Genomic DNA, 25,922 nt, shown 5'->3' with positions numbered 1-25,922 from the left:
CACTACCGATGCGACGCGACTCGGCCAAGCTGGTGGTGGGCGGCCGACCGGCCGTCTGGCTCGGGGCCAACTTCTGGTCCCGCACCGGCGGGCCGCTGATGTGGCGGAACTACGACCCGGAGGTGGTGCGCGAGGAGCTCCGGGTGCTGCACGAGCACGGTCTGCGGCAGACCCGCTCGTTCTTCTACTGGCCGGACTTCATGCCGACGCCCGAGACGATCGACGAGGACGGGTGCGCGCACTTCGCGGACTTCCTCGACGCGCACCGCGAGCTGGGCATGGCCTCGATCCCGACCTTCCTGGTCGGGCACATGTCCGGGGACAACTGGGACCCGGCGTGGCGCGGCGACCGCGATCTCTACGCCGACGTGTGGCTGGTGTCCCGGCAGGCCTGGTTCATCCGCGAGATGACCCGGCGCTTCGCCGCGCACCCCGCGGTGGCGGCGTGGCTGATCAGCAACGAGATGCCGATCTACGGGCGGTTGCGGCACCAGCCGGCGGCGCCCACCGAGCAGGTCACCGCCTGGGCCGAGCTCGTGGTGCAGGCGGTGCGCGCCGGCGGCGGGCACCAGCCGGTGTCGCTCGGGGACGGCGCCTGGGGCATCGAGGTGACCGGCGTGGACAACGGCTTCTCGGTGCGCGAGACCGGTGCGCTGGTGGACTTCGTCGGCCCGCACGTCTACCGGACCGACAGCGATCCGGTCCGCCAGCACCTCGGCGCCGCCTTCGTCTGCGAGCTGGCGGCGGTGGCGGGCAAGCCCGTGGTGCTGGAGGAGTTCGGCCTGTCCAGCGACCAGGTCGGCGAGGAGGGCGCCGCGCACTACTACCGGCAGACCCTGCACACCTCGCTGCTGGCCGGGGCGACCGGCTGGCTTGCCTGGAACAACACCGACTACGACGACCTGATCGAGCAGCCGCCCTACTCGCACCACCCGTTCGAGATGCACTTCGGCATCACCGACCACCGGGGACGGCCGAAGCCGCCGCTGCACGAGCTCGCCGCGTTCGCCGAGGTGCTCGACGCGGTGGACTTCGCCCGCTGCGAGCGGGTCCCGGCGGAGGCGGCGCTGGTGGTCAGCGAGTACCTGGAGCGCGGCTACCCCTTCGCCCAGGACGACGACCGGCCGCTGATCTTCGGCTCGCTGCACCAGGCCTACGTCGCGGCCCGGGAGGCAGACCTGGCCCTCGGGTTCAGCCGGGAGCGCGACGGCGTGGCCGAGGACTGCGCGCTGTACCTGCTGCCCTGCGTCAAGCAGCTCCAGGGCCCCACGTGGCAGCGGCTGCGGCAGCGGGTCGCCGACGGCGCGGTGCTGTACCTGTCCTACACCTCCGGCGAGGTCGGCCACCACCGGCAACCGTGGCTGCCGTACCTCGACGAGACCTTCGGGGTGCGCAAGCAGCTCACCTACGGCGTGGTCGACGAGGTCGGCGACGAGGTCGTGGAGCTGACCTTCGGCACCGACTTCGGCGGCATCGCCGCGGGCGAGGTGCTGCGGTTCCGCGCGGGCGGCAACGCGCACAGCCGGACCCACCTGCCGGTGGTGCCCGACGGCGCCGAGGTGATCGCCACCGACGCCCACGGCAGGCCCGCGCTGCTGCGGCACCGGGTCGGCGCGGGGCAGGCGGTGCTGTGCACCTACCCGCTGGAGCACTTCGCCGCGGTCACCCCGCGGGTCAACCCGGAGGACACCCACCGGCTCTACGCCGCGTTGGCCGAGGTCGCCGGGGTGCGCCGCCCGGTCGCGGTCGACGACCCGCGAGTGCTCGTCGACGTCCTGGCGCACGAGGACGGCAGGCGGTTCTGCTGGCTGGTCAGCCAGCACGAGCAGGAGCGCGCGGTTCGCCCGGAGGTCACCGGGGGAGCGCTGCACGAGCTGGGCACCGGAGCGGACGCGTCGACGATCGTGCTGCCCCCGTTCGGGGTGCGGGTGGTCGAGTGGAAGGAGCAGGGCTGACATGGACGGACTCGCCGGATTCCCGGTCTTCCCGCCCGATTTCCGGTTCGGGGTGGCCACCGCGGCCTACCAGGTCGAGGGCGCCGTGGCGGCAGGCGGCCGGGGGCGGTCGATCTGGGACACCTTCGCCGCCACCCCGGGCCGGGTGCACGGCGGGGACACCGGGGAGGTCGCCTGCGACCACTACCACCGGTACCCCGAGGACATCGGGCTGATGCGCGCCCTCGGCGTGGACGCCTACCGGTTCTCGATCGCCTGGCCGCGGATCCAGCCGGAGGGCAGCGGGCCCGGGCTGGCCGCCGGGTTGGACTTCTACTCCCGGCTGGTCGACGAGCTGCTCGCGGCGGACATCGAGCCGTTCCCGACGCTGTACCACTGGGACCTGCCGCAGGCCCTGGAGGACCGCGGCGGCTGGCGGGAGCGCGACACCGCGCAGCGCTTCGCCGACTACGCCGCGCTGGTGCACCGGCGGCTCGGCGACCGCGTCGGGCACTGGACGACCCTCAACGAGCCGTACTGCACCGCGTTCGTCGGCCACGCCGAGGGCAGGCACGCACCCGGCACCCGGGAGGGCGCCGGGGCGCTGCGGGCCGCGCACCACCTGCTGGTGGCGCACGGCCTCGCGGTGACGGCCATGCGCGAACAGCGGCACGGCGACGAGCGCTTCGGCATCACGCTGAACCTCAACTCGGTGCGGCCGGCCGGTGACGACCCGGCCGACCTCGCCGCCGCCCGGCGCCAGGAGTGCCTGTCCAACCGGGTGTTCACCGACCCGGTGCTGGCCGGCCGCCACCCGGAGGCCGAGCACGAGACCTGGGGGGAGCTGACCGACTTCGGGTTCCGCCGGGACGGCGACTTGGCGCTGGCGAGCACCCCGCTGGACTTCCTCGGCGTGAACAACTACTTCCCGGAGTACGTGCGGGCCGCGCCGCACGAACAGCCCGATCCGGCGCGCCGCGACGCCGCCGACATCGGGGCGGCGAAGGTGCACCCGGAGTGGGCGGGCGCGACCACGATGGGCTGGCCGGTGGAACCGGCCGGGCTGGGCCGGGTGCTGCGGTGGCTGCGCGCCGAGTACCCGGGACTGCCGCCGATCCACGTCACCGAGAACGGCACCTCGGGCTTCGACGAACCGGACGAAGCGGGCCGGGTGGCCGACCCGCACCGGATCGGCTACCTCGACGGGCACCTGCGGGCGGTGCGCGAGGCGATCGCCGACGGGGTGGACGTGCGCGGCTACTTCTGCTGGTCGCTGCTGGACAACTTCGAGTGGGCGCACGGCTACCGGCAGCGCTTCGGCCTGGTGCACGTCGACTACGCCGACCAGCGGCGCACGCCGAAGGACAGCTTCGACTGGTACCGCCGGGCGATCCGGACCGCCCGGGGCTGATGCGCCCGGCCGCGGGCGGGGTGGGGCCCGCCCGCGGCCGGGGATGACCACAGTGGACGGACGGCGGCGGGTGTGCTCCTGGTCGCACTTCCGCCCCGTCCGGGCCGCCGTGCCCTAGGATTCGGGGGCAGCGGAACTCTTCTTCGGAGTCGGCGGAACATGTCCACTTCCCGGAACCCGGTACCCGGCGCCACCGTCCACGGTGGACTCACCGGCGCGACGTCGTGAGCGGGGTGCTCACCGGCTTCGGCGTCATCGCGGTCATCATCGTCGTCGGTTACGCGCTGGGCAGGCTCGGCACGCTCGGCGATTCCGGCCGCGAGGTCCTGACCAGGCTTTCCTTCTTCGTCGCCACCCCGGCGCTGCTGTTCGCGATGCTGGCCGAGTCGGACCTGTCGGTGCTCATCTCGGCGCCGCTGGTGGTCTCGGCGCTGAGCACCTTCCTGGTGGCCGGGCTGTTCGTGCTGGTCGCCGCCCTGCGGCGGTGGAACATCCGGCGCGCCACCATCGGGGCGCTGTGCTCCAGCTACGTCAACGCGGGCAACCTGGGCATCCCGATCGCGGTCTACGTGCTCGGCGACGCCTCGCTGATCGCACCGGTGATGCTCTTCCAGCTCCTGGTGCTCACCCCGATCGCGCTCACCGTGATGGACGCCGCCCGCGAGGGGCCGCCCCCGCCCTGGTGGCGCCGGGTGCTCGCGCCGTTCAGCAACCCCATCGTGATCGCCTCGCTGGCCGGGGTCGGGACGGCCGCCCTGGGCTGGCGCGTCCCGACCGCGCTCGCCGAGCCGCTCACCCTCATCGGCCAGCTCGCGGTGCCCTCGGTGCTGCTGGCGTTCGGCATCTCGCTGCACGGCAGCCCGCTGCCCGGCGTCGGCGAGGAGCGCGGCCCGGTCTTGGTGTCGGTGGTGCTCAAGTCGTTCGGGCACCCGGTGGCCGCGTGGGCCATCGGGGCCGGGCTGTTCGGCCTCACCGGCGCTTCGCTGTTCGCGGTGGTGGTGATCTCGGCGCTGCCCGCCGCGCAGAACCTGTTCACCTACGCCTCCCGGTACCAGGCGGGGGTGCGCCTGGCCCGGGAGTCCATCCTGCTGTCCACCGTCCTGTCGGTGCCGGTGATCTTCACCGTCTCGGCCCTGCTCGGCGTCTGAAGGCCGGTCCCGCGCCGCCGGGCGGGGTCGGGCTACCCGGCCGCAGTCAGGTGGAAGCCCCGGTAGCCCTGCCGCGCGACCTCGTCGCACAGCTCCCGGTACACCCCGACGCCGCCGATGTAGGGCATGAACACGCGCGGTTTGCCGGGCACGTTGGCCCCCATGTACCAGGAGGCCGCCCGCGGGAACAGCGTCTCGTCGGCGACCTCGTTGACGTGCTCGGCCCACTCCCGCTCGGCGGCCGGGTCGGCCTCGCAGCGCCGGGTTCCCGTCGCGCGCAGGTGCTCCAGGTGCTCGGCGATCCACTCCACGTGCTGCTCGATGGACACGATCATGTTGCTCAGCACCGACGGGCTGCCCGGCCCGGTGATGGTGAACATGTTCGGGAACCCGGCGTTGGCCACGCCGAGGTAGCTGCGCGGCCCGTCCCGCCACTTGTCCCGCAACCGCAGGCCGTCCACGCCCCGGATGTCGATCCGGGTCAGCGGTCCGGTCAGCGCGTCGTAGCCGGTGGCGAACACCAGCACGTCGAACTCGTGCTCGCGGTCGCCGACCCGCACCCCGCGCGGGGTGATCTCCGAGATCGGCCGCTCCCGGATGCTGACCAGCTCGACGTGCTCGCGGTTGTAGGTGGCGTAGTAGTCGGTGTCCACGCAGATCCGCTTGGTGCCGATCGGGTGGTCGTAGGGGCACAGCAGCTCGGCGGTCTCCGGGTCGTCGACGGTGGCCCGGATCTTGTCCCGGACGAACTCCGCGGACAGGGCGTTGGCGTCGGGATCGCGCAGCGTGGCCTCGTAGGTGGCGGTGAACGTGGTCCCGCCGATGGCCCAGCGCCGTTCGAGCTCGGCGCGCACCTGCTCGGCGGGCAGCTCCAGCGGGTCCTCCGCGCGCTGCTCGGACAGGATGCCCGAGTGCGACGTCCGGGCCTCCGCGCGGAGCCTGCCGTAGTCGGCCTTCACCCGCCGCTGCTCCTCGTCGGAGAGCGGGTGGTTGTGCGCCGGGATGCTGAACTGCGCGGTGCGCTGGAAGACGGTGACCGACGCGGCCTGCTCGGCGATCACCGGGATGGCTTGGATCGCCGAGGAACCGGTGCCGATCACGCCGACCCGCTTGCCGCGGAAGTCGACGGGCTCGTGCGGCCAGCGGCCGGTGTGGTAGGCCTCGCCCGCGAAGGAGTCGCGGCCCGGCAGGTCGGGCAGCTGCGTCGCCGACAGGCACCCCACGGCGGTGATCAGGAAGCGGGCCCGGGTCCGCGCGCCGTCCTCGGTCGTGATCACCCACTCGTCGGCGTCCTCGTCGTAGGCCGCCGACCGCGCGGTGGTGCCGAAGCTGATGTCGCGCCGCAGGTCGAACCGGTCGGCGACGTGCCGGGCGTAGCGCAGGATCTCCGGCTGGGAGGGGTAGCGCTCGGTCCACCGCCACTCCTGCTGGAGCTCCTCGGAGAAGGAGTAGCAGTAGTACAGGCTCTCCACGTCGCAGCGGGCGCCCGGGTACCGGTTCCAGTACCAGGTCCCGCCGACGTCGTCGCCCTTCTCGTACACGTGCGCCCGGAAACCGCGCTCCCGCAGGGTGTGGAGCATGTACATGCCGGCGAACCCGGCTCCGATGATGATCGCGTCGTGGCTGTCGTCGGTCATCCGGCTGACTCCTCATCGTCGTCGGCGAGGTGCGTGACCGCGGAGCGAACTGATCGTTCGCTCAATTGAGCGTGCCGCGCTTTTCCCCGTACGACAAGGGAGACCACCGGTCGGAGCAGCGCCCGCGCCGCCGCGGGGTCCCGGTGGCGTCCGTCCAGCGGAAGGCCGCGAGCCGGATCAGGCGGCGGGCACCGCGAGCCCCTTGGCGCCGAGTGCGGAGGTGGTGGCCGCCGGGGCGTGGCGGGCGAGCAGGTCCAGGCCGATCCGGGCCCGGCGCACCCGCTCCCGGCCCAGCGCGATCGCGGTGGGCGTGAGGTGGGTGCCCGCCGGGTAGATGTTCGGGGCGTTGCGCAGCCCGAACTTGACGTGGACCGGGGCGGCGACCCGCACGATCTCGGCGATCTCGAAGTGCCGCACGAAACCGCCCATGTCGTCGGGGGCTTCGACGTAGACGTCGAGCGGCAGGTCGGTGGCCTGCCGGATGGCGGCGAGCTGCCCGATGCTGAGGTCGGTGGGCACGTTGTAGGTGTCGGCCCCGAGGTCCTCGGCGATGCGCACCGAGGCGGGGTTCGCCAGCCCCATCTGCACGCTGATCTTGAACTGCAGATCGGGCGGCAGGTCGCCCGCGGTGCGCATCCGCGCGGCGGTCGCCAGGACGCCGAGATCGGTGATGAGCACGCTGCGGATGCCGGCCTCGGCGGTGCGGCGGATGTCCTCCAGCACGTGCACGACCTGTTCGGTGCCGCGCGCCTGGGCGGCGACCGAGCCGCCCGCGGGGGCGGTGGCCATCGCCCCGGTGTCCCAGCCCGCTACCGGGCGGGCGAACAGGCTCAGCTCGACGTCGTGCGCCGCGCCGGTGGCGGCCATCCGGGCCAGCTCGTCGTCGGTGAGCAGCATGCCGCCGCTGCCCTGGGAGATCCGGTGCACCACGACCTGCCGGGCGGCGATCTCGTCGAGCACCGCCTCCAGCACCTCGGGGCCCTCGGTGCTGGGGATCTCGACCCGGTACTGGGCGCCGTCGGGGAAGCGCTTCGCGCTGGTCACCGGGCTGTCGTCGGCGGGGAGTCCTTGCGAGCGCAGGAATTCGCGGGTCTGGTGCACGATGGCTCCGTTCGAGATGCCGAACAACGTTCGGACAATACTACGATCATCGGAAATCACCGGTCAAGGTGCTCGGCGCCTGTCTCACGAAGCCCTTCCCGGTGGCGCCGCGGATTGCGACGGTGGCGCGGCGGCCCGGAGGTCCCGGGGCGCGGAGAGGAGTGCGCCGAGCATGGAGCACACAGCACCGCACCGACCGCTGCCGCTGGTGGGCATCACCGTCGTCTCGCTCGAACAGGCGGTGGCCGCCCCGCTGGCCACCCGGCACCTGGCCGACCTCGGCGCGCGGGTGATCAAGGTGGAGCGGCCGGGCGCGGGGGACTTCGCCCGGGCCTACGACACCACCGTGCACGGCCAGTCCAGCCACTTCATCTGGCTCAACCGCAACAAGGAGAGCGTCGCCCTCGACCTCAAGGACGACGCTGACCTGGCGGTGCTGCGGCGGTTGCTCGCCGAGGCCGACGTGCTGGTGCAGAACCTCGCGCCCGGGGCGCTGGAACGGCTCGGGCTGGTCCCCGACGAGCTCCGCGAGCAGCACCCCGGCCTGATCGTGGCGGGCATCTCCGGGTACGGAGTCGACGGCCCCTACCGCGACAAGAAGGCCTACGACCTGCTGGTGCAGTGCGAGGCGGGCGTCGTGTCGATCACCGGGACCCCGGAGGTGCCGAGCAAGGCCGGTCTCCCCGTCGCCGACATCGCCGCGGGCATGTACGCCTACTCGACGATCCTCGCCGCGCTGTTCGAGCGGACCCGCACCGGGACCGGTCAGGTGCTGGAGATCTCCATGCTGGAGGCGCTGTGCGAGTGGATGGGCTACCCGCTGCACTTCGCCGCCTACGGCGGTGAACCGCCGCGGCGCACCGGCGCCAGCCACGCGGCGATCGCGCCCTACGGCCCGTTCCGCACCGGCGACGGCGAGCGGGTCTTCCTCGGCGTGCAGAACCACCGGGAGTGGGAATCCTTCTGCGGGCTCGTGCTCGGTCGGCCCGAGCTGGTCGCCGACGCGCGCTTCGCCGACAACAGCAGCCGGGTCGCCGCCCGCGACGAGCTGACCGCCGTGGTCGAGGAGGCGTTCGCCGCGCTGTCGGCGGACGAGGTGGTCGAGCGGCTGGAGCGGGCCCGGGTGGCCAACGCCCGGCTGCGGTCGGTCCCGGACGTCGTCGACCACCCGCAGCTCGCCGCCCGGGACCGGTGGCGGGAGGTGGGCACGCCGCGCGGTGCCGTCCGCGCGCTGCGGCCGCCGGGCCTGGCCGCCGACCGGGAGCCGCGGATGGACCCGGTCCCGTCGGTGGGGGAGCACACGGAGTCGGTGAAGGCCTGGCTGGCGGAGCTGGACCGGCGCTGACCGTTCGGAACACCTCCTCGGTGCACTAGGTTCTCCGGCAGCGACGGCCGGTGCCCGAGGAGGAACCCGATGACGGCGGTGCAGAGCGCGGTGCTGGTGCTGGCGACCCTCGCCCACGGCCTCGTGGCGGGCCTGTTCTTCGGCTTCGCCTGCGCGGTGATGCCCGGGCTCCGCGGCGTCGACGACCGGACCTTCGTGCGGGTGATGCGGCGGATCAACGCCGCGATCCTCAACGCCTGGTTCGGCGCGGCGTTCGCCGGGGCGCCGGTGCTCACCGCCGTGGCGCTGCTGCTCGCGCTGGTCTCCGGCGACGCCACGGCGCTGCCGCTGGTGCTCGGCCTGCTGGGCTCGCTGGTGGTGCTCGTGGTGACCTTCCGGGTCAACGTCCCGCTGAACGACGGGCTGGACGCCGCGGGCGAACCGGCCACCGCGGCGCGCGCCCGGTTCGAGCGGCCGTGGGTGCGGTGGAACGCGGTGCGGGCAGTCGCGGGCACCGCGGCGATCGGGTGCGCTTGCTGGGCCTGCATGCTCCAGTTCGCCTGACGGTCCCGGCCCGCGGACCCGCTCGGCACCGGGCGGAATACGGCGGGCGCCGCCGGGAGTTGCTGCCGACATGAAGGCGATGACGTACGAGCGCTACGGCGCACCGGGTGACGTGCTGGAGCTGCGGGATCGGCCCAAGCCGAAGGTGGCACCGGGCGAGGTGCTCGTCCGGGTCAGCACGGCGGCGGTGAACCCGGTCGACTGGAAGCTGATGGCCGGGTACCTCGACGAGATGATGCCGACGTTCTTCCCGGTGACCCCGGGCTGGGACGTGGCCGGGGTGGTCGAGGAGGTCGGCCTGGACACCCCCGAGTTCCGACCCGGGGACGAGGTCCTCGCCTACGCCCGCAAGGACTTCCTGCACGACGGCTCCTTCGCCGAGTACCTGTCGGTGCCGGTCCGCGCCGTCGCGGGCAAGCCCGCCTCGGTGGACTGGAACCAGGCCGCGGGACTGCCGCTGGCCGGGCTCACCGCCTACCAGCTCCTCACCCGGCTGGGGCTCAGCGGGGCCGACACCGTGCTGGTGCACGCGGCCTCCGGCGGGGTGGGCGTGCTCGCCGCCCAGCTCGCGCGGGCCGAGGGCGCGCGGGTGATCGGCACCGCGTCGCCGGCCAACCACGAGTTCCTGCGCGGCTTCGGGGTGGAGCCGGTCAGCTACGGCGAAGGGCTGCCCGAGCGGGTTCGCGAGCTGGCGCCCGACGGGGTGGACCTGGTCGCCGACTTCGTCGGCGGCGTCGTCGACGACACGCTCGCGGTGCTGCGCGAAGGCGGCAGGCACGGATCGGTGGCCGACCCCTCGGTCGCCGAGCGCGGCGGGCGCTACGCGTGGGTGCGGCCCAGCGGCGCGGACCTGTCGGTGCTGGCCGGGCTGGTCGCCGAGGAGTCGGTGGTGGTGCCCATCGCGGAGACCTTCCCGCTCGACCGCGCGGCCGAGGCGCTGGAGCTCAACCAGGGCGGGCACGTCCGGGGCAAGGTGACCATCCGGGTCGCCGCCTGAGCAGGCGCATGCGGCACGCCCGGGTGTGCGGCAGGCCTTGCGAAGCGGGAATCGGCTTGCCCGGGACGGGTATCCGGCGGTGGTGGGACGGCTCGGTCGCCTCGCGATGATCTGTGACTCAGGTCACGAAATGATCTCGATAGCGCCGGGTTTCCGCCTGATTACCCTCGGGAATTCCGCCAGGTGAGCCGGGAGCACCGGTGAACTGGAGCAGTACGAGGGGGTATGGCGATGCGCGGCGGAAACGCCAATCGCCGGTGGGCGACGACCCGCCGGGCGAGCACCGAGCAGGTCGAAGTGCCCGCCGAAGTGGACGTACCGGTGCAACGCGGCCCGCAGGACCGCTTGCTGCGGTGCGGGCCGGGGGCTCCGGACACGTTGCGCGCGTTCGTCACCAGGCGGCGCGTGTACGTGGGGAGCCCGGACCGTTAGCGGTTCTCCCGCAGCGCTGGGGCGGCCGGAGCGATCCGGCCGCCCCACGTGCGTCAGCGCCTGGTGAGACGGGCGCTCGCCCGCTTCGTCCGGTGCCGCATCCGCCAGGACCAGGGCCCGACGCGCACCGACCACGAACGCGCGCCGCCCGGCCCGCGCCGCCAGCGCAGCGGTCCGAGCCGCTTGGTCCGATAGCTCCGCAGCGGTGAGCCCAGCACGACAGTCCTCCTTCGGCGTTCGGCAGCGGTTCCCGCCGGAGTGGGTTCCCCGTCGCGGCGGATCTCAACCCGCGGCGGCGCGCAGTGCGGGCAGCAGCTCCTCCTCGGCGAAGGCGAAGAAGCCTTCCCGGTCGTCGTCGACCCCCGCCTGCACCAGGCAGATGTCGGTGAACCCGGCCTCCCAGTAGGACTGGAAGGCGGCCACGATCGGCTCCACGTCCGGACCGCAGGGGATGGCCGCCTTGACGTCCTCCACCCGCACGTACTGGTTCGCCGCGGCGAAGGCCGCGGTGCCCGGCAGCTCGGCGTTGGCCTTCCAGCCGGCGGCGAACCAGCGCATCAGCTCCCACACCCGCTGCGCCGCCCGATCGCGGTCGCGGCCCCAGGAGATCGGGAGCTGGCCGATCTTGCGCCCCGCGTCGCCGCGCGCGGCGTCCCAGCCGGAGCCCAGCTCGGCGTTCGGCTCGGTGGCGATCATCGCGTCGGCCGACCCGGCGAACCGGCGGACCGACTGCTGGCCGGACACGGCCACGCCGATCGGGACCCGACGCTCCGGCAGGTCCCAGAGCTTCGCGGAATCGACCCGGTAGTGGTCGCCGACGTAGTTGACGTAGCCGCCGTCGAACAGCGCCGAGATGATCTCCAGCGCCTCGGAGAACATCTCGTGCCGCACGTTCACCGGCGGCCAGCCCTCCCCGATGACGTGCTCGTTGAGGTTCTCGCCCGCGCCCAACCCGAGCAGGAACCGGTCGTCGGAGAGCAGCCCGATGGTCGCGGCCTTCTGCGCCACGACCGCCGGGTGGTAGCGCATGATCGGCGCGGTCACGTAGGTCATCAGTTCGACGCGCTCGGTGACCTGGGCGACGGCGCCCAGCACGCTCCAGGCGTACGGCGCGTGCCCCTGCTCGTCCAGCCACGGGAAGTAGTGGTCGCTCATCACCTCGAAGTCGAAGCCGGCCGCTTCGGCCGCCGTCGCCTGAGCCACCAGTTCCTTCGGTCCGGACTGCTCGGTCATCAGCGTGTACCCGAATCGCACCATGCGTACCAGGCTGGCACGTTCCTCGTGCCGTCGCCGCCTGAGCGGGCGGCGGTTTCGCCCGAGCGCGAGCGGGGAACACGAGGTGATGCCCGGATGAGCTCGACCGAGGAGGCGGACGTGTCCGCAGAGAACCTGCCGCTGCCCGACTACGACCACCTGCCGATGGGCTCGTTGCAGCACCGCATCCGCTCGCTGACCCGCGACGAGCTGGCGCAGGTCCTCGACTACGAGCGCGGCCACAACGACCGCCCGCAGGTGGTGGAGCTGCTCAACCGGCGGATGGCGGAGCTGGAGGCCGGTGCCGAACCCGCCCCCGGGGCGCAGGACGATGAGGACCCGGTGGAACTCGGCCGGTCCTCCGGCGGCTCCCCGGTCGACCCCGGCGGATCACCGGAGCCGATCCACCCGCCGCGCCACGGCGTCCAGGGCCCCGGCAAGCCGAAGGGCAACCGCGCCCGCTGACGGGCGCCCGCTGATGAACGGGTTCCAGCCCCCGGCCCCCATGACCGGTCCCACCGGTCCCGGGGACTGGACCCGGGTGCCTCGGCACCGGTACGACCATAGGACGGGCGGGCCCGCTCCGCCCGTCGTCCGCTGTGGACCCCGCGAGGCGGGGTCATCGGTGCGCCTCACAGCATCAGCGGCACGACGGTGTGCGCGGCGGCCACCACCAGCAGCAGCCCCACCAGGTCGAGCGCGCCGCCCGCCTTGGCCATCTGCCCGGTGGTGACGTGCCCGCTGGCGAAGGCGATCGCGTTCGGCGGAGTGGCCACCGGCAGCACGAAACCCACGCTGGCGGCCATCGTGATCGCCACCGGCAGGATCACCGGGTCCGCGCCCAGGGCGATCGCGACCCCGCCGGCGATCGGCAGGAACAGCGCGGTGGCGGCGGTGTTGCTCATCAGCTCGCCGACCAGCACGACCACCACGGCCATCGCCGCCACGACCGCCACCAGCGGCAGCGCCGAGAGCGAGCCGAAGAACTCCGCCACCCAGTCACCCAGGTCGGTGGCGCTGAATTGGGCGGACAGCGACAGCCCGCCGCCGAACAGCAGCAGCACGCCCCACGGCACCTCGCGGGTGTCCGACCAGGTCATCAGCCGCTGGCCGGGCCGCTGCCCGCTGGGTACCAGGAACAACGCCACGATCACCGCGATCGCCACGGTGGCGTCGGACATGCGGGACAGCCACGGCACCACCTCGACCAGCGGTGTCCGCGCCAGCAGCGGGAACACCACCCAGGACAGCGCCCCGGCGGCGAACACCGCGAGCAACCGCGCCTCACCGCGCGACATCCGGCCCAGCGTCGCGCGCTGCTCGGCGATCAGCTCGGCGCCGCCGGGCAGTTCCGGCGTCCGGATCCGGAAGATCACCCGGGTCAGCAGGAACCAGGCCACCACCAGGAACACCAGCACCACCGGCAGCATGGTCAGGAACCAGTCGAGGAAGGTGACCTCGATGCCGTGCGCCTCGCCGAGATAGGCGGCCAGCATCGCGTTCGGCGCCGCGCCGATGGTGCTGGCCATGCCGCCGATCGTGGCCGCGTAGGCGATGCCCAGCACCACGCAGGTCGCGAAGTTGCGGTCGGGTTCGCCGCCGCGCGCGCTCAGGTGCACCAGCGACAGTCCGATCGGGACCATCATCATGGTGCTCGCGCTGTTGCTCACCCACATCGTGATGAACGTCGTGGCGATCATGAACCCGGCGATGATCCGGGTGGTGCTGGTGCCCATCACCGCCACGATGGCCAGTGCGATGCGGGTGTGCAGGTTCCACCGCTGCATCCCGGCGGCGAGCATGAACCCGCCCATGAACAGGAAGATCGTGTCGTTGGCGTAGGGCGTGGCCGCGGTGTCGAACTCGGTCACGCCCAGCAGCGGGAACAGCAGCAACGGGAGCAGGGCGGTGGCCGCGAAGGGCAGCGCCTCGGTCATCCACCACACCGCCATCAGCGCGGCCACGGAGGCCACCAGGCGCCCGTCGGCGGACAGGCCCGGCTGCCCGATGGCCAGCAGCAGGTGGACGGCCGCGGCCGCGACCGGTCCGGCGACGAGGCCGATCCGCTTCGCCCGGGACGGTGGTGGCTCTTGGTCGTCCACGTCGACGGAGGCCGACTGCGGTGCGGTGGTCATGCGGGCTCCTCGATCGACGCTGATGGGAGTTCCGGGGACTTCCGCCGGTGCGGGCGGTGGAGTTCGGCGGCGCGCTGCGCGGCGCGGCAGTGCCGGAGTGATCGGACGGTATTACCGGTCCCCGAGGACGTCAATACTCGATCGTTCTCGAAACCCCTTGGCGTGGACCGGGATTGACTGGGTCGTATTACTGTCATACGTTCCGTCGCGTTCGCAGCGGCGACGAGCGGTCCCGCGGCGCCGCGCTCGACGGAAGGCGGAGACCCCGATGGACGAAGCCCAGCAGTACATCGACGACATGGCCCGCGCTCGCGGTTACGTGCTCGATTACCACAAGGTGATGGCCAAGCACGATTTCGACGTGCTGCGCGCCGCCAACGGCATGGTCGCCGCGGCCTACCTGGACCAGCGCACGTTGGACCGCCGCACCAAGGAACTGATCTTCATCGTCAGCCTCACCGTGATGCGCGCGTCGAAGGGCCACATCCAGAGCCACATCCGGGTCGCGCTGGACCAGGGCGTGTCGCCCCGCGAGATCCTGGAGGCCATCGAGATCGCGCTGCCCGAAGCGGGGATCGTGGCGTTCCAGACCGGGTTCGACGCGTGGCGCGAGGTCGTCGGGGCGGAGGGGATCGAGCCGAGCGTGCAGGTCCACGAAGGCGGTGGCGGCGCGAGCTGACCCGGCCAGCAGAACGGGCCAGCGGAACGAGCCAGCAGAACGGAAGGTGCAGCCGTGGAAACCACGTTCATCGGCCTCGGCACGATGGGACGGCCGATGGTGGCCAACCTGGTCCGCGCCGGCGTCGCCGAGGTGTCCGTCCACGACGCCGATCCGGCCGCCCTCGCCGAGGTGGCCGCGGCAACCGGTGCCCGGCCGCTGGCGGAGGCGGCCCGCGCCGCCGATTCCGACGTCGTGATCCTGATGCTGCCCGACGCCGGGGTGGTCCGCGCGGTGCTCGGCGATCCGGCCGACCCCGGGAGCCTGGCGGCCCGGCTGGCGCCGGGCGCGCTGGTGGTCGACATGGGTTCGTCGGCGCCGCGGTCCACCGCGGCCCTGGCCGCCGCGCTCCGGGAGCGCGGCGTCGGCTTGGTCGACGCGCCGGTCTCCGGCGGCCCGCGCAAGGCGGCCACCGCCGAGCTGACCATCATGCTCGGCGGTGCCGACGAGGACTGCGCGCGGATCGAGCCGCTGCTGCTGGCGATGGGCGGCCCGCCGACCCGGACCGGTCCGGTGGGCTCGGCGCACGCGCTCAAGGCGCTCAACAACCTGCTGTCGGCCATCGGCCTGGTGGGGGCGTTGGAGGTGCTCACCGTCGGCAAGGACTTCGGGCTCGACCCGGCGGTGATGCTCGACGTGATCAACCGCTCCACCGGGCGCAACCAGTCGACCGAGGTCAAGATCGGTCCGCAGGTGCTCGGCGGCGGCTTCGACGTCGGCTTCTCGCTGGCGCTGACGGTCAAGGACATCGGCACCGCGCTCGACCTGGCCCGCGCCCAGGGCATCGACAGCCCGCTGGCCGAGACCTGCGTGCGGGTCTGCCGCGAGGCCCTGGACTCGTTGGGCGGGACCGAACCCGACCAGTCCGAGGTGGTCCGCCACCTCGAACGGCGCTCCGGGGTCCGGCTGACCCCGGAACCGGGATGAGCCGCCCCGGTGGCCGCGGGCCTGCACTACGATCTGCGCTCGGCGGACGTGATCGGGAGGCGGGATGCCGGGGCAGGTGAGGCGGGTGGCCGCGCCGCTGCGCGAACAGGTCCTGGAGCTGCTCCGGGCCGACATCCTGGCCGCCGAGTTCGCTCCGGGGCAGCGCCTGGTGGAATCGCGGCTGTGCGAGCGCTTCGAGGTCTCGCGCACCGTGATCCGCGAGGTGCTGCGGCAGCTGGAATCCGAGGGCCTGGTCGCCCTGGTGCCGCACCGGGGCCCGGTGGTCGCCGAGCTGACCCGGGCCGACGCCAAGGCGCTCTACGAGGTGCGGGGCGCGCTGGAGGGCCTGGCCGGGGCGCTGTTCGCCGAACGCGCGGACACCGGGCAGCGCAACCGGTTGCGCGCGGCGATGCGGGTGGTGCGGCGCGACTTCACCGGCGCCGACCTGACCCGGAGGCTCGCGATCAAGGACGAGTTCTACGGCGCGCTGATCGACGGCGCCGACAACGAGATCGTCCGCTCGACGCTGCGCGGCATCCACGCCCGGGTCCAGCTCCTGCGCGGGATGACGGTGCAGGCCGAGGGCCGGGCCCGGCGCAGCGTCCGGGAACTCGCCCAGATCACCGATGCGGCGGCGGTGCGGCGCGACGTCGACGCGGCGCGGGAGGCGTGCGAGCGGCACGTGCGCAACGCCGCCGTGGTGGCGCTGGCGGAACTGGACGCCCGCGCCACCGACCCCGCGCCGTGACCGTCCCGGCGCTCAGCCCAGCGCGATCGAGGGCGTGCCGGGGCGGGCGCTGATCACCTCGCCGATCACCGGCGCGCCGGGGACCTCGCCCGCCACCAGCAGGCCGCCGGAGGTCTGGGCGTCGGCCAGCAGCAGCACCTCCTCCTCCGGCACCGCGCCCCGGTCCAGGTGGGCGTCCACCCAGTCCAGGTTGCGCCGGGTGCCGCCGCTGACGAACCCGTCGCGCACCGCCTCGCGGGCGCCGTCGAGGTAGGGCACCGCCGCGTGGTCGATCCGGGCGGCGGTCCCGGAGGCGCGCATCATCTTGTGGAGGTGGCCGAGCAGCCCGAACCCGGTGACGTCCGTGGCCGCCGCCGCACCGGCGGCCACCGCCGCGGCCGACGCCTCGCGGTTGAGCGTGGTCATCGTCGTAATCGCCTGCTCGAAGCGCTCGCCGGTGGCCTTGTGCCGGGTGTTGAGCACCCCGACGCCCAGCGGCTTGGTCAGCGACAGTGGCGTGCCGGGGCGCGCGGTGTCGTTGCGCAGCATCCGCTCCGGATCGACCAGCCCGGTGACCGCCATGCCGTACTTCGGCTCGCTGTCGTCGACGCTGTGCCCACCGCCGACGTGGCACCCGGCCGCCCCGGCCACCTCGCAGCCGCCGCGCAGCACCTCGGCGGCCAGGTCGAACGGCAGCACCTCGCGGGGCCAGCACAGCAGGTTCACCGCGACCAGCGGGGTGCCGCCCATCGCGTACACATCGGACAGCGCGTTGGTCGCCGCGATGCGCCCCCAGTCGTAGGGATCGTCGACCACGGGGGTGAAGAAGTCGGTGGTGACCACGATGCCGGAGCCGCCGTCGACGCGGACCACGGCGGCGTCGTCGCCGGTCTCCAGGCCGACGACGAGGTCGGCGCGCGGGTCGACGACCTGCGGCGAGAGCCCCGCGACGACGGTTTCGAGCTCACCCGGCGGGATCTTGCAGGCGCAGCCGCCGCCGTGCGCGTACTGGGTCAGTCGAACGGTCATACCCGCATTGAAGCAGAGAACCGGGGCGGCGGTCCGCGCCCGGCGGCGGGGGAGGTTGGCGGAGACGGACGGGAATCGAACCCGCCGCGCCGAGGTGCTCGGCGCCATCGGCTTTGAAGGCCGTGGGGCCACCAGGCACCCTGACGTCTCCGCCGAACACCCTAGCGAACCCCGCGGCGTCCCGCTCGTCCCGGGGCGGGTCCACAGTGGCCGCTCGGGCCGCCGGTGCTCAGAGCCGGGACAGCAGCGCGGCGGTGAGCACGGCCCGCTCGGGCAGGCTCGCGGCCACGATCCGCTCGTCGGGCGCGTGCGCCCCGCGCCCGACCGGGCCGAGCCCGTCCAGGCTGGGCACGCCGAGCGAGCCGGTGAGGTTGGTGTCGGCGGCCCCGGACGCCGGGCGGCCGGTGGCCCGCTGCCCGGCGTGCTCGCCCGCTTCCGCCAGCACCCCGGTCAGCGCGCGCTCGGCGCCCGGTTCCGGCCACACCGGCCTGCTGGTGAGTACCTCGGTGGTCACCTCGGCCCCGCTCCGCTGCGCGGTGAGCCCGTCGAGCGCGGCGAGCACCGCCCGCTCGGTGCCGGTGTCGGTGAACCGCAGGCCGATCTCGCACCAGGCCCGGCCGGCGACCACGTTGGTCCGGCCCCCGCCGCCGATGGTGCCCACGTTGCACAGCACGTCCGGGTGCCGCTCGGCCAGCCGCCGGACCGCCAGGACCTGGTCGACCAGCTCCTCGATCGCCGAGGTGCCGTCCTCCGGGGCCAGCGCGGCGTGCGCTTCCCGGCCGGTGACGTCGATGCGCACCCGGGTGCTGCCCCAGCGCGCGGTCTTCACCGCACCGTCGGGGTGCGGCGGTTCGAACCCGAGGGCGGCGACGGCCCCCGCGCAGTGCTCGGCCACCAGGTCGCGGGCCGACGCGGACCCGACCTCCTCGTCGGCCACCACGATCGCGGTGATCGGCCGGTGCGGCAGACCGCGCTCGGCGAGCAGTTCGAGCGCGGTTTCCAGCACGACCAGGCCGCCCTTCATGTCGTAGACGCCGGGTCCGCGGATGAAGCCGTCCTGCTCGACCCAGGGCACCGCCCCGGTGAGGGTGCCGGTCGGCCACACGGTGTCGTGGTGGCCGAGGCACAGCACCGGTTCCCGGTCGTGCCCGCCGTCGGAGCCGGGGAAGCGGGCGACGAGGTGCGCGCCGGTGTCGCGGGCGTGCCGCTCGACCGCCGCGCCGAGGCCGGCGTAGCGGTCCTGGATCAGGTCGAGCAGCGCATCGAGGGCGTCGGCGTGACCGCTGGGCGTCTCCAGGTCGACGTAGCACTTCAGCCGGTCGCGCATCCGGGCCGCGTCCACGTCGCGCTGAGCATCGAGGGTGTCCACGGATAAGGAACGTATCCTTACCTGATCTGCGCGGCAAGCTGGTTGACTTTCAGGTCGGATGCGCTCATCGTGTTCGACATACGTTACGCAAATTCGTCTCCGGCGGGCCGGGGAAGGAGCAGGTGGTGTCTCGCGGACAGGGTGACGGTTTCGTCCTGCGGAACCTGGACACGGTGGAGCTGCAGCGGCAGGCCGCCGCGCTGTACCGCCGGGTCTTCGGCTACGGCGATCCGGACTTCGGCCTCAGCCCGCGGCTGCTGACCGGCCTGCTGCGCAACGGCGGATCGGTGGTCGGCGCCGTCGACCGCGACGGCGCGCTGCTCGCCTTCGCCTACGGCATGTGCGCCGCCGACAGCACCGGCGGCTACCACTACTCGCAGGCCGCCGTGGTCGCCCCGGGCAACCAGGGGCGCGGGCTCGGCCGGCTGCTCAAGCAGGCGCAGGCCGAGGTCGCCCGGGGCACCGGGACCCGCCGGATGCGCTGGTCCTACGACCCGCTGGTCGCCCGCAACGCGCACTTCAACCTCGACGTGCTCGGCGCCGTCGGCCGCTGGTACGTGGCGGACTTCTACCTCGACGGCGACTCCGACCGGGTCGTCGTGGAGTGGGACCTCGACGGCCGCGCCGAACCCGTCGCCGCCCGGAGCCCGGAACGGGGGCCGGACCGCTGGGCGTGGGGGCGGACCTGGCGCGAGGGCGACGACGGCTGGCTGGCGGTGCCCGCCGACCTCGACGGGCTGGGCGAAGCGGACCGGATCGAGCTGCGCGACCGCGTGCGGGACGGGTTCCACGGGTTCCTCGGCGACGGCCTGGTGGCCCGCTCCTGCACCCGCGCGGACCCGGGGACCGCGGTCTACCGGTTCACCGGGCAGGGCGCGGCATGAGCGGGACCGAGGAGGCCAACAACTCGCTGCAGAGCCCCCGGCAGCGGTTCGACGCGCGGGTGCGGCGCCGGTCCGCGGCGGCGCTGCAGGACCGGGTCGTCGCGCAGGAGGTCCGCTCGCTGGACGCGGCGATGGGCTCGATCGTGGGCGACGGCTCGGTGGAACGGGCCGCCGCGCTGGTCGTCGGCGCCCGGCGGCGGTTCATCCTGGGCATGGGCAAGTCCTTCGCCTACGCCTGCCTGCTGGCCGCCGACCTCGGTGCGTCGCTGTCCAACGTGACCACCATCGACGGGCGCATCGTGCAGGCCATCGACGTGCTCACCGAGGTGCGGTCCAGCGACGTGCTCGTGGTGTTCTCGTTGCGGCGCTACCGGCGGGACACCGTCGAGGCCGCCCGCCAGTTCGCCGCCGGCGGTGGCGCGCTCGTCGTGATCACCGACTCCGAGCAGGCCCCGCTGGCCGCGGCGGCCGACGTGCTCATCGTGGTGCAGACCGAGAGCGCCTCCTATTCGGATTCGCCGACCGCCATCGCCGCCGTGGCCCACGTGCTCGCCACCCTGACCACCGCCAGCGCCAAAGGCGCGCAGCGCCGCCTCGGCGAGCGCGACCGGTTCTCCCGGGCGCTGGGCACCTACCTCGACGACGCCGGAACGGAGCTCCCGTGAAGATCGACCAGGCCACCCTGCACCGCGTCCGGCTGCCGCTCAAGCACAGCTTCCAGACCAGCTCGCACCGCAAGGCCCACCTGGAGCACGTGCTGGTGCGGCTGGTCGACGCCGACGGCGTCGAGGGCTGGGGCGAGATCGCCTCCGGCAGCGATCCCTACTACGCGCCGGACACCACCGACACGAGCTGGTTGATCGCCACCCGCTACCTGCTGCCCGCCGTCCTCGGCCACGAGGTCGACCACCCCTCGGAGGTCGCCGCGCTGCACGGCAAGGTCCGCGGCCACCGGTTCGCCGCGGCCGGGGTCGACATGGCCGCGTGGGCGCTGTGGACCCGGCGCCGGGGCGAACCGCTGGCCCGCGCGCTGGGCGGGGTCCGGGACACCGTCGTCGCCGGGGTGTCGCTGGGCATCGAGCCCACCATCGACGACCTGCTGGCGCAGGTCCAGCGGCACGTCGACGCGGGCTACCCGCGGGTGAAGCTCAAGATCGCCCCGGGCTGGGACGTCGAGCCGGTCGAGCAGGTGCGCGCCGCGTTCCCGGAACTCGACCTGCACGTCGACGCCAACGGGGCCTACCTCGACGACCCGGACCACCTGGCCGTGCTGCGCGCGCTGGACCGCTTCGGGCTGACCATGATCGAGCAGCCCTTCGCGCCCCGCGCGCTGCTGCCCTCGGCCGCGCTGCAGGCTGCCATCGACACCCCGGTGTGCCTGGACGAATCGGTGGACACCCTCGACGACCTGCGCACCGCGATCGCCCTCGGGGCGGGCCGGGTGCTCAACATCAAGGTCTCCCGGATGGGCGGCCTGACCACCGCCGTGGCCGCCCACGACCTCGCCCGGGATGCGGGCTGGCCGGTGTGGTGCGGCGGGATGCACGAGTTCGGCGTCGGCCGGATCGCCAACGTGGCGCTGTCCAGCCTGCCCGGGTTCACCCTGCCCTCGGACGTCTCCGCGTCGGACAAGTACTACGAGCGCGACGTCGTCGTCCCCCCGCTGACCGCGGACCGGGGCGTCGTCACCGTGCCCACCGCCCCGGGGCTCGGCGTCGAGGTCGACACCGACTTCGTCCTCGCCGCCGGCGAGCAGACCTTCCGCACGCGCGCCGGCTGAACCTCGCGCGGTCGGACGCCCGTCCGGTCCCCGAAACCCGCGAGGACGTGAGGCATGGACCGCTTCGACACCGTGATCACCGGCGGCGAGGTCGTCGACGGCACCGGCGCGCCGCGGCGGCGGCGGGACGTCGGCATCACCGGCGGCCGGATCGCCGAGATCAGCCCCGGACCGCTCACCGGCGGGACGGTCGTGGACGCCGCCGGGCAGGTGGTGGCGCCCGGCTTCATCGACCTGCACTCGCACGCCGACTACACCCTGCAGGCAGCCCCGGCGGCCACCACCCAGATCCGGCAGGGGGTGACCACGCTGATCACCGGGAACTGCGGGCACTCGCCGTTCCCGGTGCGCGACGTGGAGCTGCTGCGCCGGGCGAGCATCCTCGGCGACGCCGGGATGTCCTGGAACTGGCGGGACGCCGCGGGGTTCCGCCGGGCCCTCGACGGCACCGCTCCGGCGGTCAACGTCGGCCTCCAGGTCGGGCACCACGCGGTCCGGCTCGCGGTGCTGGGCGACGCCGACCGGGCGCCCGACGCCGACGAGCTCGCCGCGATGTGCGCGCTGGTCGCCGAGGCGGGCAGGCAGGGCGCGGTCGGGTTCTCCACCGGGCTGATCTACGCGCCCGGGGTGTTCGCCGACGCCGCCGAGGTAGGGGCGCTGGTGGCGACCGCGGCCCGGGCCGGGCTGCTCTACTCCACGCACGTGCGCGACGAGTCCTCGGGGCTGCTCGACGCGGTGCGCGAGGCGATCGAGGCGGCCGAGGCTGGCGGCGCCCGGCTGGAGATCTCGCACCTCAAGGCGACGGGCCCGGGCAACCACGGGGCCGTCGTCGAGGCGCTGGCCCTGATCGACGCGGCGCGGGGGCGCGGCCTCGACGTCGCCGCCGACGTCTACCCGTACGCCGCGTCGAGCACCGCGCTGGTCTCCCGGTTGCCGTCCTGGGCGCTCGCCGGCGGGCGGGCGGCGCTGCTCGCCCGGCTGGCCGACCCGGCGGCCCGGGACCGGATCGCGCGGGAGGTGCGGGCGAGCTTCGGCCACGACGCCGACCCGGAGGGCATCGTGCTGGCCGACCTGCCCGCCGGGCCCTACCGGGGCAGCACCGGCCGCTCGATCGCCGACATCGGGCGCGCGGAGGGCACCGACCCGGCGGAGGCGGCGCTGCGCGTGCTGGCCGCGCACGACGCCGAGGTGACCATCGTCCACCACGGCATGAGCGAGGCGGACGTGGACACCGTGCTGCGGCACCCGGAGGTCTCCGTGGCCAGCGACGGCTGGACGCTCACCGAGCGCGGTGCGGGGCGACCGCACCCGCGCAGCTTCGGCACGTTCGCCCGGGTGCTCGGCCGCTACGTGCGCGAGCGCGGGGTGCTGGAGCTGGAGGAGGCGGTGCGCAAGATGACCTCGCTGCCCGCCTCCCGCCTCCGGCTCGCCGACCGGGGCGTGCTGGCGCCCGGCGCGGTCGCCGACGTCGTGGTGTTCGACCCGGCCACGATCGTCGACCGCGCCACCTACGAACAGCCGTGGCAGCTCGCCACCGGGTGCACCGCGGTGCTGGTCGGCGGGGTGCCCGCGCTGCTGGCGGGGGAGCCCACCGGCCGCACCGCGGGACGGGTGCTGACCGGGTGAGCGCGGGCGAGGGCCGCGCCTCGTCGTGGGCGGGGCGGTCGCGGCGCCGCCCGGGCGGGCGCACCCTGGACGGGCCCGGACGTCGCAGCAGGGGGTCACCGTGATCGAGACGCAGGCGGCGGTCGCCCGGCCCGGAGCCGGGACCTTCACCTGGGAGACCGTCCAGGTCGAGCCGCCCAGGGTCGACGAGGTGCTGGTCCGAATCGTCGCCGTCGGCATCTGCCACACCGACCTCGCCACCCGCGACGGGCTGCTGCACACCCGGCTGCCCGCCGTGCTCGGGCACGAGGGCGCCGGGGTGGTGGAGTCCGTCGGTGCCGAGGTCACCCGAGTCCGGGAGGGCGACGCAGTGCTGCTGACGTTCAGCTCGTGCGGGCGCTGCCGGTGGTGCCGGTCCGGCCATCCCGCCTACTGCGCCACGTTCATCCCGCGCAACTTCGACGCCGCCCGGCCGGACGGCAGCACCCCGTTCCGCGACGCCGGGGGCCAGCCCTTGGGTGGGCGCTTCTTCGGCCAGTCCTCGTTCGCCCGCCGCACGGTCGTCGACGAGCGCAGCGTCGTCCCGGTCGACGTGCGCGACGACGAGGAGCTCGCCCTGCTGGCGCCGCTGGGCTGCGGGATCCAGACCGGGGTCGGGGCGATCCTCAACGAGCTGCGGCCCGGCGGCGGTGCCGTGGTCGCGGTCTTCGGCGCCGGGGCGGTCGGGCTCTCGGCGGTGCTCGGCGCGGCGCTGACCCAGGCGGGGGAGATCGTGGCGATCGACCAGCACGCCGCCCGGCTCGACCTCGCCCGCCGGATGGGCGCCACCGAGACCATCGACACCGGTGAGCAGGACCCGCTGGCGCGGCTGGGGGAGCTCACCGGCGGCCGGGGCGTGGACCGCGCGGTGGAGTGCAGCGGGGTGCCCGCGCTGCTGCGCTGGGCGGTCGACTCCCTCGCGGTCGGGGGAGAGGTCGGGGTGGTGGGCGCCCCGCCGGTCGGCACCGACGGGACCTTCGACGTGAACTTCCTGCTCAACGGGCGGCGGATCCGCGGCATCACGGAAGGCGACAGCGACCCGGAGGCGTTCTTGCCCGCGCTGGTGCGCCAGCACCGCAGCGGTCGGCTGCCCTACGACGGGATGGTCCGGACCTACTCCGCCGACCGGATAGACGCGGCGGCCGAGGACGCCGCCACCGGGCAGGTGCTCAAACCCGTGCTGCGGCTCGGCTGATCGGCGGGTGTTGCGTCGATCACCCGGTCGGATGTTCCGGGGCCGGAACCGAACGAACCGCTCTTCCGTTGACGAAATGCACACGGGTGATCATCCGCTGCGGTGGTCACCGCGACCCCGGCGCCGCGCGGCGCCACCACGGCGGAAGGAAACGGACCGGCCATGGTCTTCAAGAAACTCCTCGGCGCGTTCGGCATCGGCGGGCCCTCGGTGGACACCGTGCTGCACCAGGACCACGTCCGGCCGGGTGGGACGGTGACCGGTGAGGTGCGGATCGAGGGCGGCAGCCAGGACGTCGTCATCGAGCGGGTCGCGCTGGGACTGGTGACCTGCGTCGAGACCGAGCACGGCGACCGCGAGGGTTCGGCGGGCGTGGAGTTCCACCAGGTCGACGTCTCCGGGCGGCTGGAGCTGGCCGCCTCGGAATCGCGGGTGCTGCCGTTCGAGCTGGCGGTGCCGTGGGAGACGCCGGTGACCGCGGTGTTCGGCCAGCCGATGCCCGGCATGGCGCTGGGCGTGCGCACCGAGCTCGCGGTGGCCAAGGCGGTGGACAAGGGTGATCTGGACCCGCTGCTGGTCGAGCCGCTGCCCGCCCAGCAGCGGGTGCTGGACGCCTTCGGCGAGCTCGGCTTCCAGTTCAAGGGCGCCGACCTGGAGCACGGCGTGCTGCACGGCGTCGCCCAGCGGCTCCCGTTCTTCCAGGAGATCGAGTTCTTCCCGCCCGAGCAGTACGCCGGGCGGATCAACGAGGTGGAGCTGACCTTCGTGGCGGGGGCCGAGGGGCTCACCGTCGTGCTGGAGGCGGACAAGCGCGGCGGGTTCCTCAGCTCCGGGCAGGACGTGTTCGGCCGCTACGAGTTCAGCCACCAGGACGCGCTGGAGGCCGACTGGACCCGACTGGTCGCCGACTGGCTCGAGCAGGTCGCGCAGCGCCGGGGCGGGATGTTCGGCGACCACCACGGCCACCACGGCCACGACGGGCACCGCGGCCCCGGCATGGGCGGGATGGTCGCGGGCGCCGCGCTCGGTGCCGGCGCGGGCATCGTCGGTGGGATGCTCATCGGCGAGGCCGTCGAGGAGGTCTTCGAAGGCGAGGAGGAAGAGGGCTGACGCGGGCCGGGACCGTGCCGCGCGGTGCGGCGAGGCGGGTGGCGGATACCGCCGTCATCCGTTCCGGTTAGGTTGTGTCGCGTCAACCCGCCTCTGGACAGAGTGGAAGCGAGTATCGCGATGGCACGTGACGCGGACCGGCGAAATCCCGTTGCTGCGTTCTTCACCCGGATCGACCGGTTCTGCTGGGTTCCCTCGGGGCTGATGCTGGTGCTCGGGTTGCTCTCGCTCATCGGCGGGGTGCCGGTGCTGAGCGTTCTGCTGATCGGTGCCGCCGTCGTGCTGCTGGCCTTCGACGGCGTGCTGAACAGCCGCACGCCGCGCAAGCGCCGCCGGGGCGGCCAGCGGTCGCGCGACGAGGACGACGAGTTCGACCTCGACCTCGACGGACCGCCGCGCCGGGTGGAGCGGGACCCGGCGCGCGAGAGCCGGTCCCGCCCGGCCCAGGCCCCGCCGACGCGCCAGCAGCGCCAGCCGGGCGCGCCGCAGCGCCCGCAGCCGGGGGCGCCCCGGCGGGCCTCCGGGCCTCCGGCGGGCGGCCAGCGCCCGCCGCGCGGTGGCGGGCAGCGCCCGGGCACGCGCGCCCGCTGACCCGACGAACG

Annotated in this window: 23 protein-coding genes and 1 tRNA gene; 17 read left to right on the top strand and 7 right to left on the bottom strand. The window is 73.9% G+C overall.

The window, feature by feature from the left end; translation table 11 throughout:
* Window positions 1–8: 8 nt before the first annotated feature.
* From ACQP0T_RS15475 to ACQP0T_RS15465, 3 genes are all read left to right on the top strand, one after another.
* Window positions 9–1,955, top strand: a complete 1,947-nt coding sequence (locus tag ACQP0T_RS15475; RefSeq protein WP_433868703.1) for a cellulase family glycosylhydrolase — start codon at window positions 9–11, stop codon at window positions 1,953–1,955.
* A 1-nt stretch (window position 1,956) separates the two neighbouring features.
* Complete coding sequence (locus ACQP0T_RS15470; protein ID WP_433868702.1) at window positions 1,957–3,345, top strand: GH1 family beta-glucosidase; 1,389 nt, start codon at window positions 1,957–1,959, stop codon at window positions 3,343–3,345.
* Window positions 3,346–3,569: 224 nt separating this feature from the next.
* A complete protein-coding gene (locus ACQP0T_RS15465) occupies window positions 3,570–4,493 on the top strand; it encodes an AEC family transporter (RefSeq protein ID WP_345365771.1) in 924 nt (307 codons plus the stop codon).
* A 32-nt stretch (window positions 4,494–4,525) separates the two neighbouring features.
* On the opposite strand, the gene ACQP0T_RS15460 is transcribed toward ACQP0T_RS15465, so the two are convergent.
* Both ACQP0T_RS15460 and ACQP0T_RS15455 read right to left on the bottom strand, forming a co-directional pair.
* On the bottom strand, window positions 4,526–6,130 hold the full coding sequence (locus ACQP0T_RS15460; protein WP_433868701.1) for a flavin-containing monooxygenase: 1,605 nt from the start codon (window positions 6,128–6,130) through the stop codon (window positions 4,526–4,528).
* A 177-nt stretch (window positions 6,131–6,307) separates the two neighbouring features.
* Window positions 6,308–7,231, bottom strand: a complete 924-nt coding sequence (locus tag ACQP0T_RS15455) for a U32 family peptidase (RefSeq protein ID WP_433873736.1) — start codon at window positions 7,229–7,231, stop codon at window positions 6,308–6,310.
* 172 nt (window positions 7,232–7,403) lie between these two features.
* Between ACQP0T_RS15455 and ACQP0T_RS15450 the strand changes: the two genes are divergently transcribed.
* From ACQP0T_RS15450 to ACQP0T_RS15440, 3 genes are all read left to right on the top strand, one after another.
* Entirely contained in the window at window positions 7,404–8,576 is a 1,173-nt protein-coding gene (locus ACQP0T_RS15450) for a CaiB/BaiF CoA transferase family protein (protein WP_433868700.1), read from the top strand.
* A 69-nt stretch (window positions 8,577–8,645) separates the two neighbouring features.
* A complete protein-coding gene (locus ACQP0T_RS15445; protein ID WP_433868699.1) occupies window positions 8,646–9,119 on the top strand; it encodes a DUF1772 domain-containing protein in 474 nt (157 codons plus the stop codon).
* 70 nt (window positions 9,120–9,189) lie between these two features.
* Window positions 9,190–10,116, top strand: a complete 927-nt coding sequence (locus tag ACQP0T_RS15440; protein ID WP_433868698.1) for an NADP-dependent oxidoreductase — start codon at window positions 9,190–9,192, stop codon at window positions 10,114–10,116.
* Between the two features lie 714 nt (window positions 10,117–10,830).
* Here ACQP0T_RS15440 and ACQP0T_RS15435 read toward each other — a convergent pair.
* Window positions 10,831–11,802 (bottom strand): TIGR03557 family F420-dependent LLM class oxidoreductase, encoded by a 972-nt coding sequence (locus ACQP0T_RS15435; protein WP_433873734.1) that lies wholly within the window; start codon window positions 11,800–11,802, stop codon window positions 10,831–10,833.
* Between the two features lie 120 nt (window positions 11,803–11,922).
* Between ACQP0T_RS15435 and ACQP0T_RS15430 the strand changes: the two genes are divergently transcribed.
* Complete coding sequence (locus tag ACQP0T_RS15430) at window positions 11,923–12,267, top strand: hypothetical protein (protein ID WP_433868697.1); 345 nt, start codon at window positions 11,923–11,925, stop codon at window positions 12,265–12,267.
* A gap of 167 nt (window positions 12,268–12,434) precedes the next feature.
* Here ACQP0T_RS15430 and ACQP0T_RS15425 read toward each other — a convergent pair whose 3' ends face one another.
* Window positions 12,435–13,937, bottom strand: a complete 1,503-nt coding sequence (locus ACQP0T_RS15425) for an SLC13 family permease (RefSeq protein WP_433868696.1) — start codon at window positions 13,935–13,937, stop codon at window positions 12,435–12,437.
* Between the two features lie 268 nt (window positions 13,938–14,205).
* On the opposite strand from ACQP0T_RS15425, the gene ACQP0T_RS15420 reads away from it, so the two are divergent.
* The 3 genes from ACQP0T_RS15420 to ACQP0T_RS15410 all read left to right on the top strand — a co-directional run bounded on the left by ACQP0T_RS15420 (window position 14,206) and on the right by ACQP0T_RS15410 (window position 16,330).
* The gene (locus ACQP0T_RS15420; protein WP_433868695.1) at window positions 14,206–14,616 is read left to right on the top strand and encodes a carboxymuconolactone decarboxylase family protein; all 411 of its coding nucleotides are present in this window, start codon (window positions 14,206–14,208) and stop codon (window positions 14,614–14,616) included.
* Between the two features lie 54 nt (window positions 14,617–14,670).
* Window positions 14,671–15,582, top strand: a complete 912-nt coding sequence (locus tag ACQP0T_RS15415; protein ID WP_433868694.1) for an NAD(P)-dependent oxidoreductase — start codon at window positions 14,671–14,673, stop codon at window positions 15,580–15,582.
* A 64-nt stretch (window positions 15,583–15,646) separates the two neighbouring features.
* Complete coding sequence (locus ACQP0T_RS15410) at window positions 15,647–16,330, top strand: GntR family transcriptional regulator (protein WP_345365790.1); 684 nt, start codon at window positions 15,647–15,649, stop codon at window positions 16,328–16,330.
* Window positions 16,331–16,342: 12 nt separating this feature from the next.
* On the opposite strand, the gene selD is transcribed toward ACQP0T_RS15410, so the two are convergent.
* From selD to ACQP0T_RS15395, 3 genes are all read right to left on the bottom strand, one after another.
* A complete protein-coding gene (selD, locus tag ACQP0T_RS15405) occupies window positions 16,343–17,338 on the bottom strand; it encodes a selenide, water dikinase SelD (protein ID WP_433868693.1) in 996 nt (331 codons plus the stop codon).
* A 56-nt stretch (window positions 17,339–17,394) separates the two neighbouring features.
* Window positions 17,395–17,489 (bottom strand) — tRNA-Sec (locus tag ACQP0T_RS15400).
* A 78-nt stretch (window positions 17,490–17,567) separates the two neighbouring features.
* A complete protein-coding gene (locus ACQP0T_RS15395) occupies window positions 17,568–18,707 on the bottom strand; it encodes a M20/M25/M40 family metallo-hydrolase (RefSeq protein ID WP_433868692.1) in 1,140 nt (379 codons plus the stop codon).
* A 125-nt stretch (window positions 18,708–18,832) separates the two neighbouring features.
* Between ACQP0T_RS15395 and ACQP0T_RS15390 the strand changes: the two genes are divergently transcribed.
* The 7 genes from ACQP0T_RS15390 (at window position 18,833) to ACQP0T_RS15360 (ending at window position 25,911) form a co-directional block, all read left to right on the top strand.
* Window positions 18,833–19,591 (top strand): hypothetical protein, encoded by a 759-nt coding sequence (locus ACQP0T_RS15390; protein ID WP_433868691.1) that lies wholly within the window; start codon window positions 18,833–18,835, stop codon window positions 19,589–19,591.
* Complete coding sequence (locus tag ACQP0T_RS15385; protein ID WP_433868690.1) at window positions 19,588–20,256, top strand: MurR/RpiR family transcriptional regulator; 669 nt, start codon at window positions 19,588–19,590, stop codon at window positions 20,254–20,256. The genes ACQP0T_RS15390 and ACQP0T_RS15385 overlap by 4 nt, the downstream gene beginning before the upstream one ends.
* Window positions 20,253–21,371 (top strand): o-succinylbenzoate synthase, encoded by a 1,119-nt coding sequence (gene menC, locus ACQP0T_RS15380; RefSeq protein ID WP_433868689.1) that lies wholly within the window; start codon window positions 20,253–20,255, stop codon window positions 21,369–21,371. Before ACQP0T_RS15385 ends, menC begins: the two co-directional genes overlap by 4 nt.
* A 54-nt stretch (window positions 21,372–21,425) precedes the next feature.
* Window positions 21,426–22,997 (top strand): N-acyl-D-amino-acid deacylase family protein, encoded by a 1,572-nt coding sequence (locus ACQP0T_RS15375; RefSeq protein WP_433868688.1) that lies wholly within the window; start codon window positions 21,426–21,428, stop codon window positions 22,995–22,997.
* Window positions 22,998–23,097: 100 nt separating this feature from the next.
* Window positions 23,098–24,210: an NAD(P)-dependent alcohol dehydrogenase gene (locus tag ACQP0T_RS15370; protein ID WP_433868687.1), complete on the top strand. Its 1,113-nt coding sequence runs from the start codon at window positions 23,098–23,100 to the stop codon at window positions 24,208–24,210.
* A gap of 162 nt (window positions 24,211–24,372) precedes the next feature.
* Window positions 24,373–25,320, top strand: a complete 948-nt coding sequence (locus tag ACQP0T_RS15365) for a sporulation protein (RefSeq protein WP_433868686.1) — start codon at window positions 24,373–24,375, stop codon at window positions 25,318–25,320.
* Between the two features lie 120 nt (window positions 25,321–25,440).
* Window positions 25,441–25,911 (top strand): hypothetical protein, encoded by a 471-nt coding sequence (locus ACQP0T_RS15360; RefSeq protein WP_433868685.1) that lies wholly within the window; start codon window positions 25,441–25,443, stop codon window positions 25,909–25,911.
* Window positions 25,912–25,922 lie beyond the last annotated feature (11 nt).

Source organism: Saccharopolyspora sp. CA-218241, from assembly GCF_050954615.1.
GTDB lineage: Bacteria > Actinomycetota > Actinomycetes > Mycobacteriales > Pseudonocardiaceae > Saccharopolyspora > Saccharopolyspora cebuensis.
Note: the sequence above shows the minus strand (reverse complement) of the source record. Positions and strands in the feature narration are given on the sequence as shown.

Coding starts and splice junctions, on each gene's coding strand:
- ACQP0T_RS15475 (WP_433868703.1), top strand. CDS start 9: ATGCGACGCGACTCGGCCAAGCTGGTGGTGGGCGGCCGACCGGCCGTC.
- ACQP0T_RS15470 (WP_433868702.1), top strand. CDS start 1,957: ATGGACGGACTCGCCGGATTCCCGGTCTTCCCGCCCGATTTCCGGTTC.
- ACQP0T_RS15460 (WP_433868701.1), bottom strand. CDS start 6,130: ATGACCGACGACAGCCACGACGCGATCATCATCGGAGCCGGGTTCGCC.
- ACQP0T_RS15450 (WP_433868700.1), top strand. CDS start 7,404: ATGGAGCACACAGCACCGCACCGACCGCTGCCGCTGGTGGGCATCACC.
- ACQP0T_RS15445 (WP_433868699.1), top strand. CDS start 8,646: ATGACGGCGGTGCAGAGCGCGGTGCTGGTGCTGGCGACCCTCGCCCAC.
- ACQP0T_RS15440 (WP_433868698.1), top strand. CDS start 9,190: ATGAAGGCGATGACGTACGAGCGCTACGGCGCACCGGGTGACGTGCTG.
- ACQP0T_RS15425 (WP_433868696.1), bottom strand. CDS start 13,937: ATGACCACCGCACCGCAGTCGGCCTCCGTCGACGTGGACGACCAAGAG.
- ACQP0T_RS15420 (WP_433868695.1), top strand. CDS start 14,206: ATGGACGAAGCCCAGCAGTACATCGACGACATGGCCCGCGCTCGCGGT.
- ACQP0T_RS15410 (WP_345365790.1), top strand. CDS start 15,647: ATGCCGGGGCAGGTGAGGCGGGTGGCCGCGCCGCTGCGCGAACAGGTC.
- selD (WP_433868693.1), bottom strand. CDS start 17,338: ATGACCGTTCGACTGACCCAGTACGCGCACGGCGGCGGCTGCGCCTGC.
- ACQP0T_RS15385 (WP_433868690.1), top strand. CDS start 19,588: ATGAGCGGGACCGAGGAGGCCAACAACTCGCTGCAGAGCCCCCGGCAG.
- ACQP0T_RS15375 (WP_433868688.1), top strand. CDS start 21,426: ATGGACCGCTTCGACACCGTGATCACCGGCGGCGAGGTCGTCGACGGC.
- ACQP0T_RS15365 (WP_433868686.1), top strand. CDS start 24,373: ATGGTCTTCAAGAAACTCCTCGGCGCGTTCGGCATCGGCGGGCCCTCG.
- ACQP0T_RS15360 (WP_433868685.1), top strand. CDS start 25,441: ATGGCACGTGACGCGGACCGGCGAAATCCCGTTGCTGCGTTCTTCACC.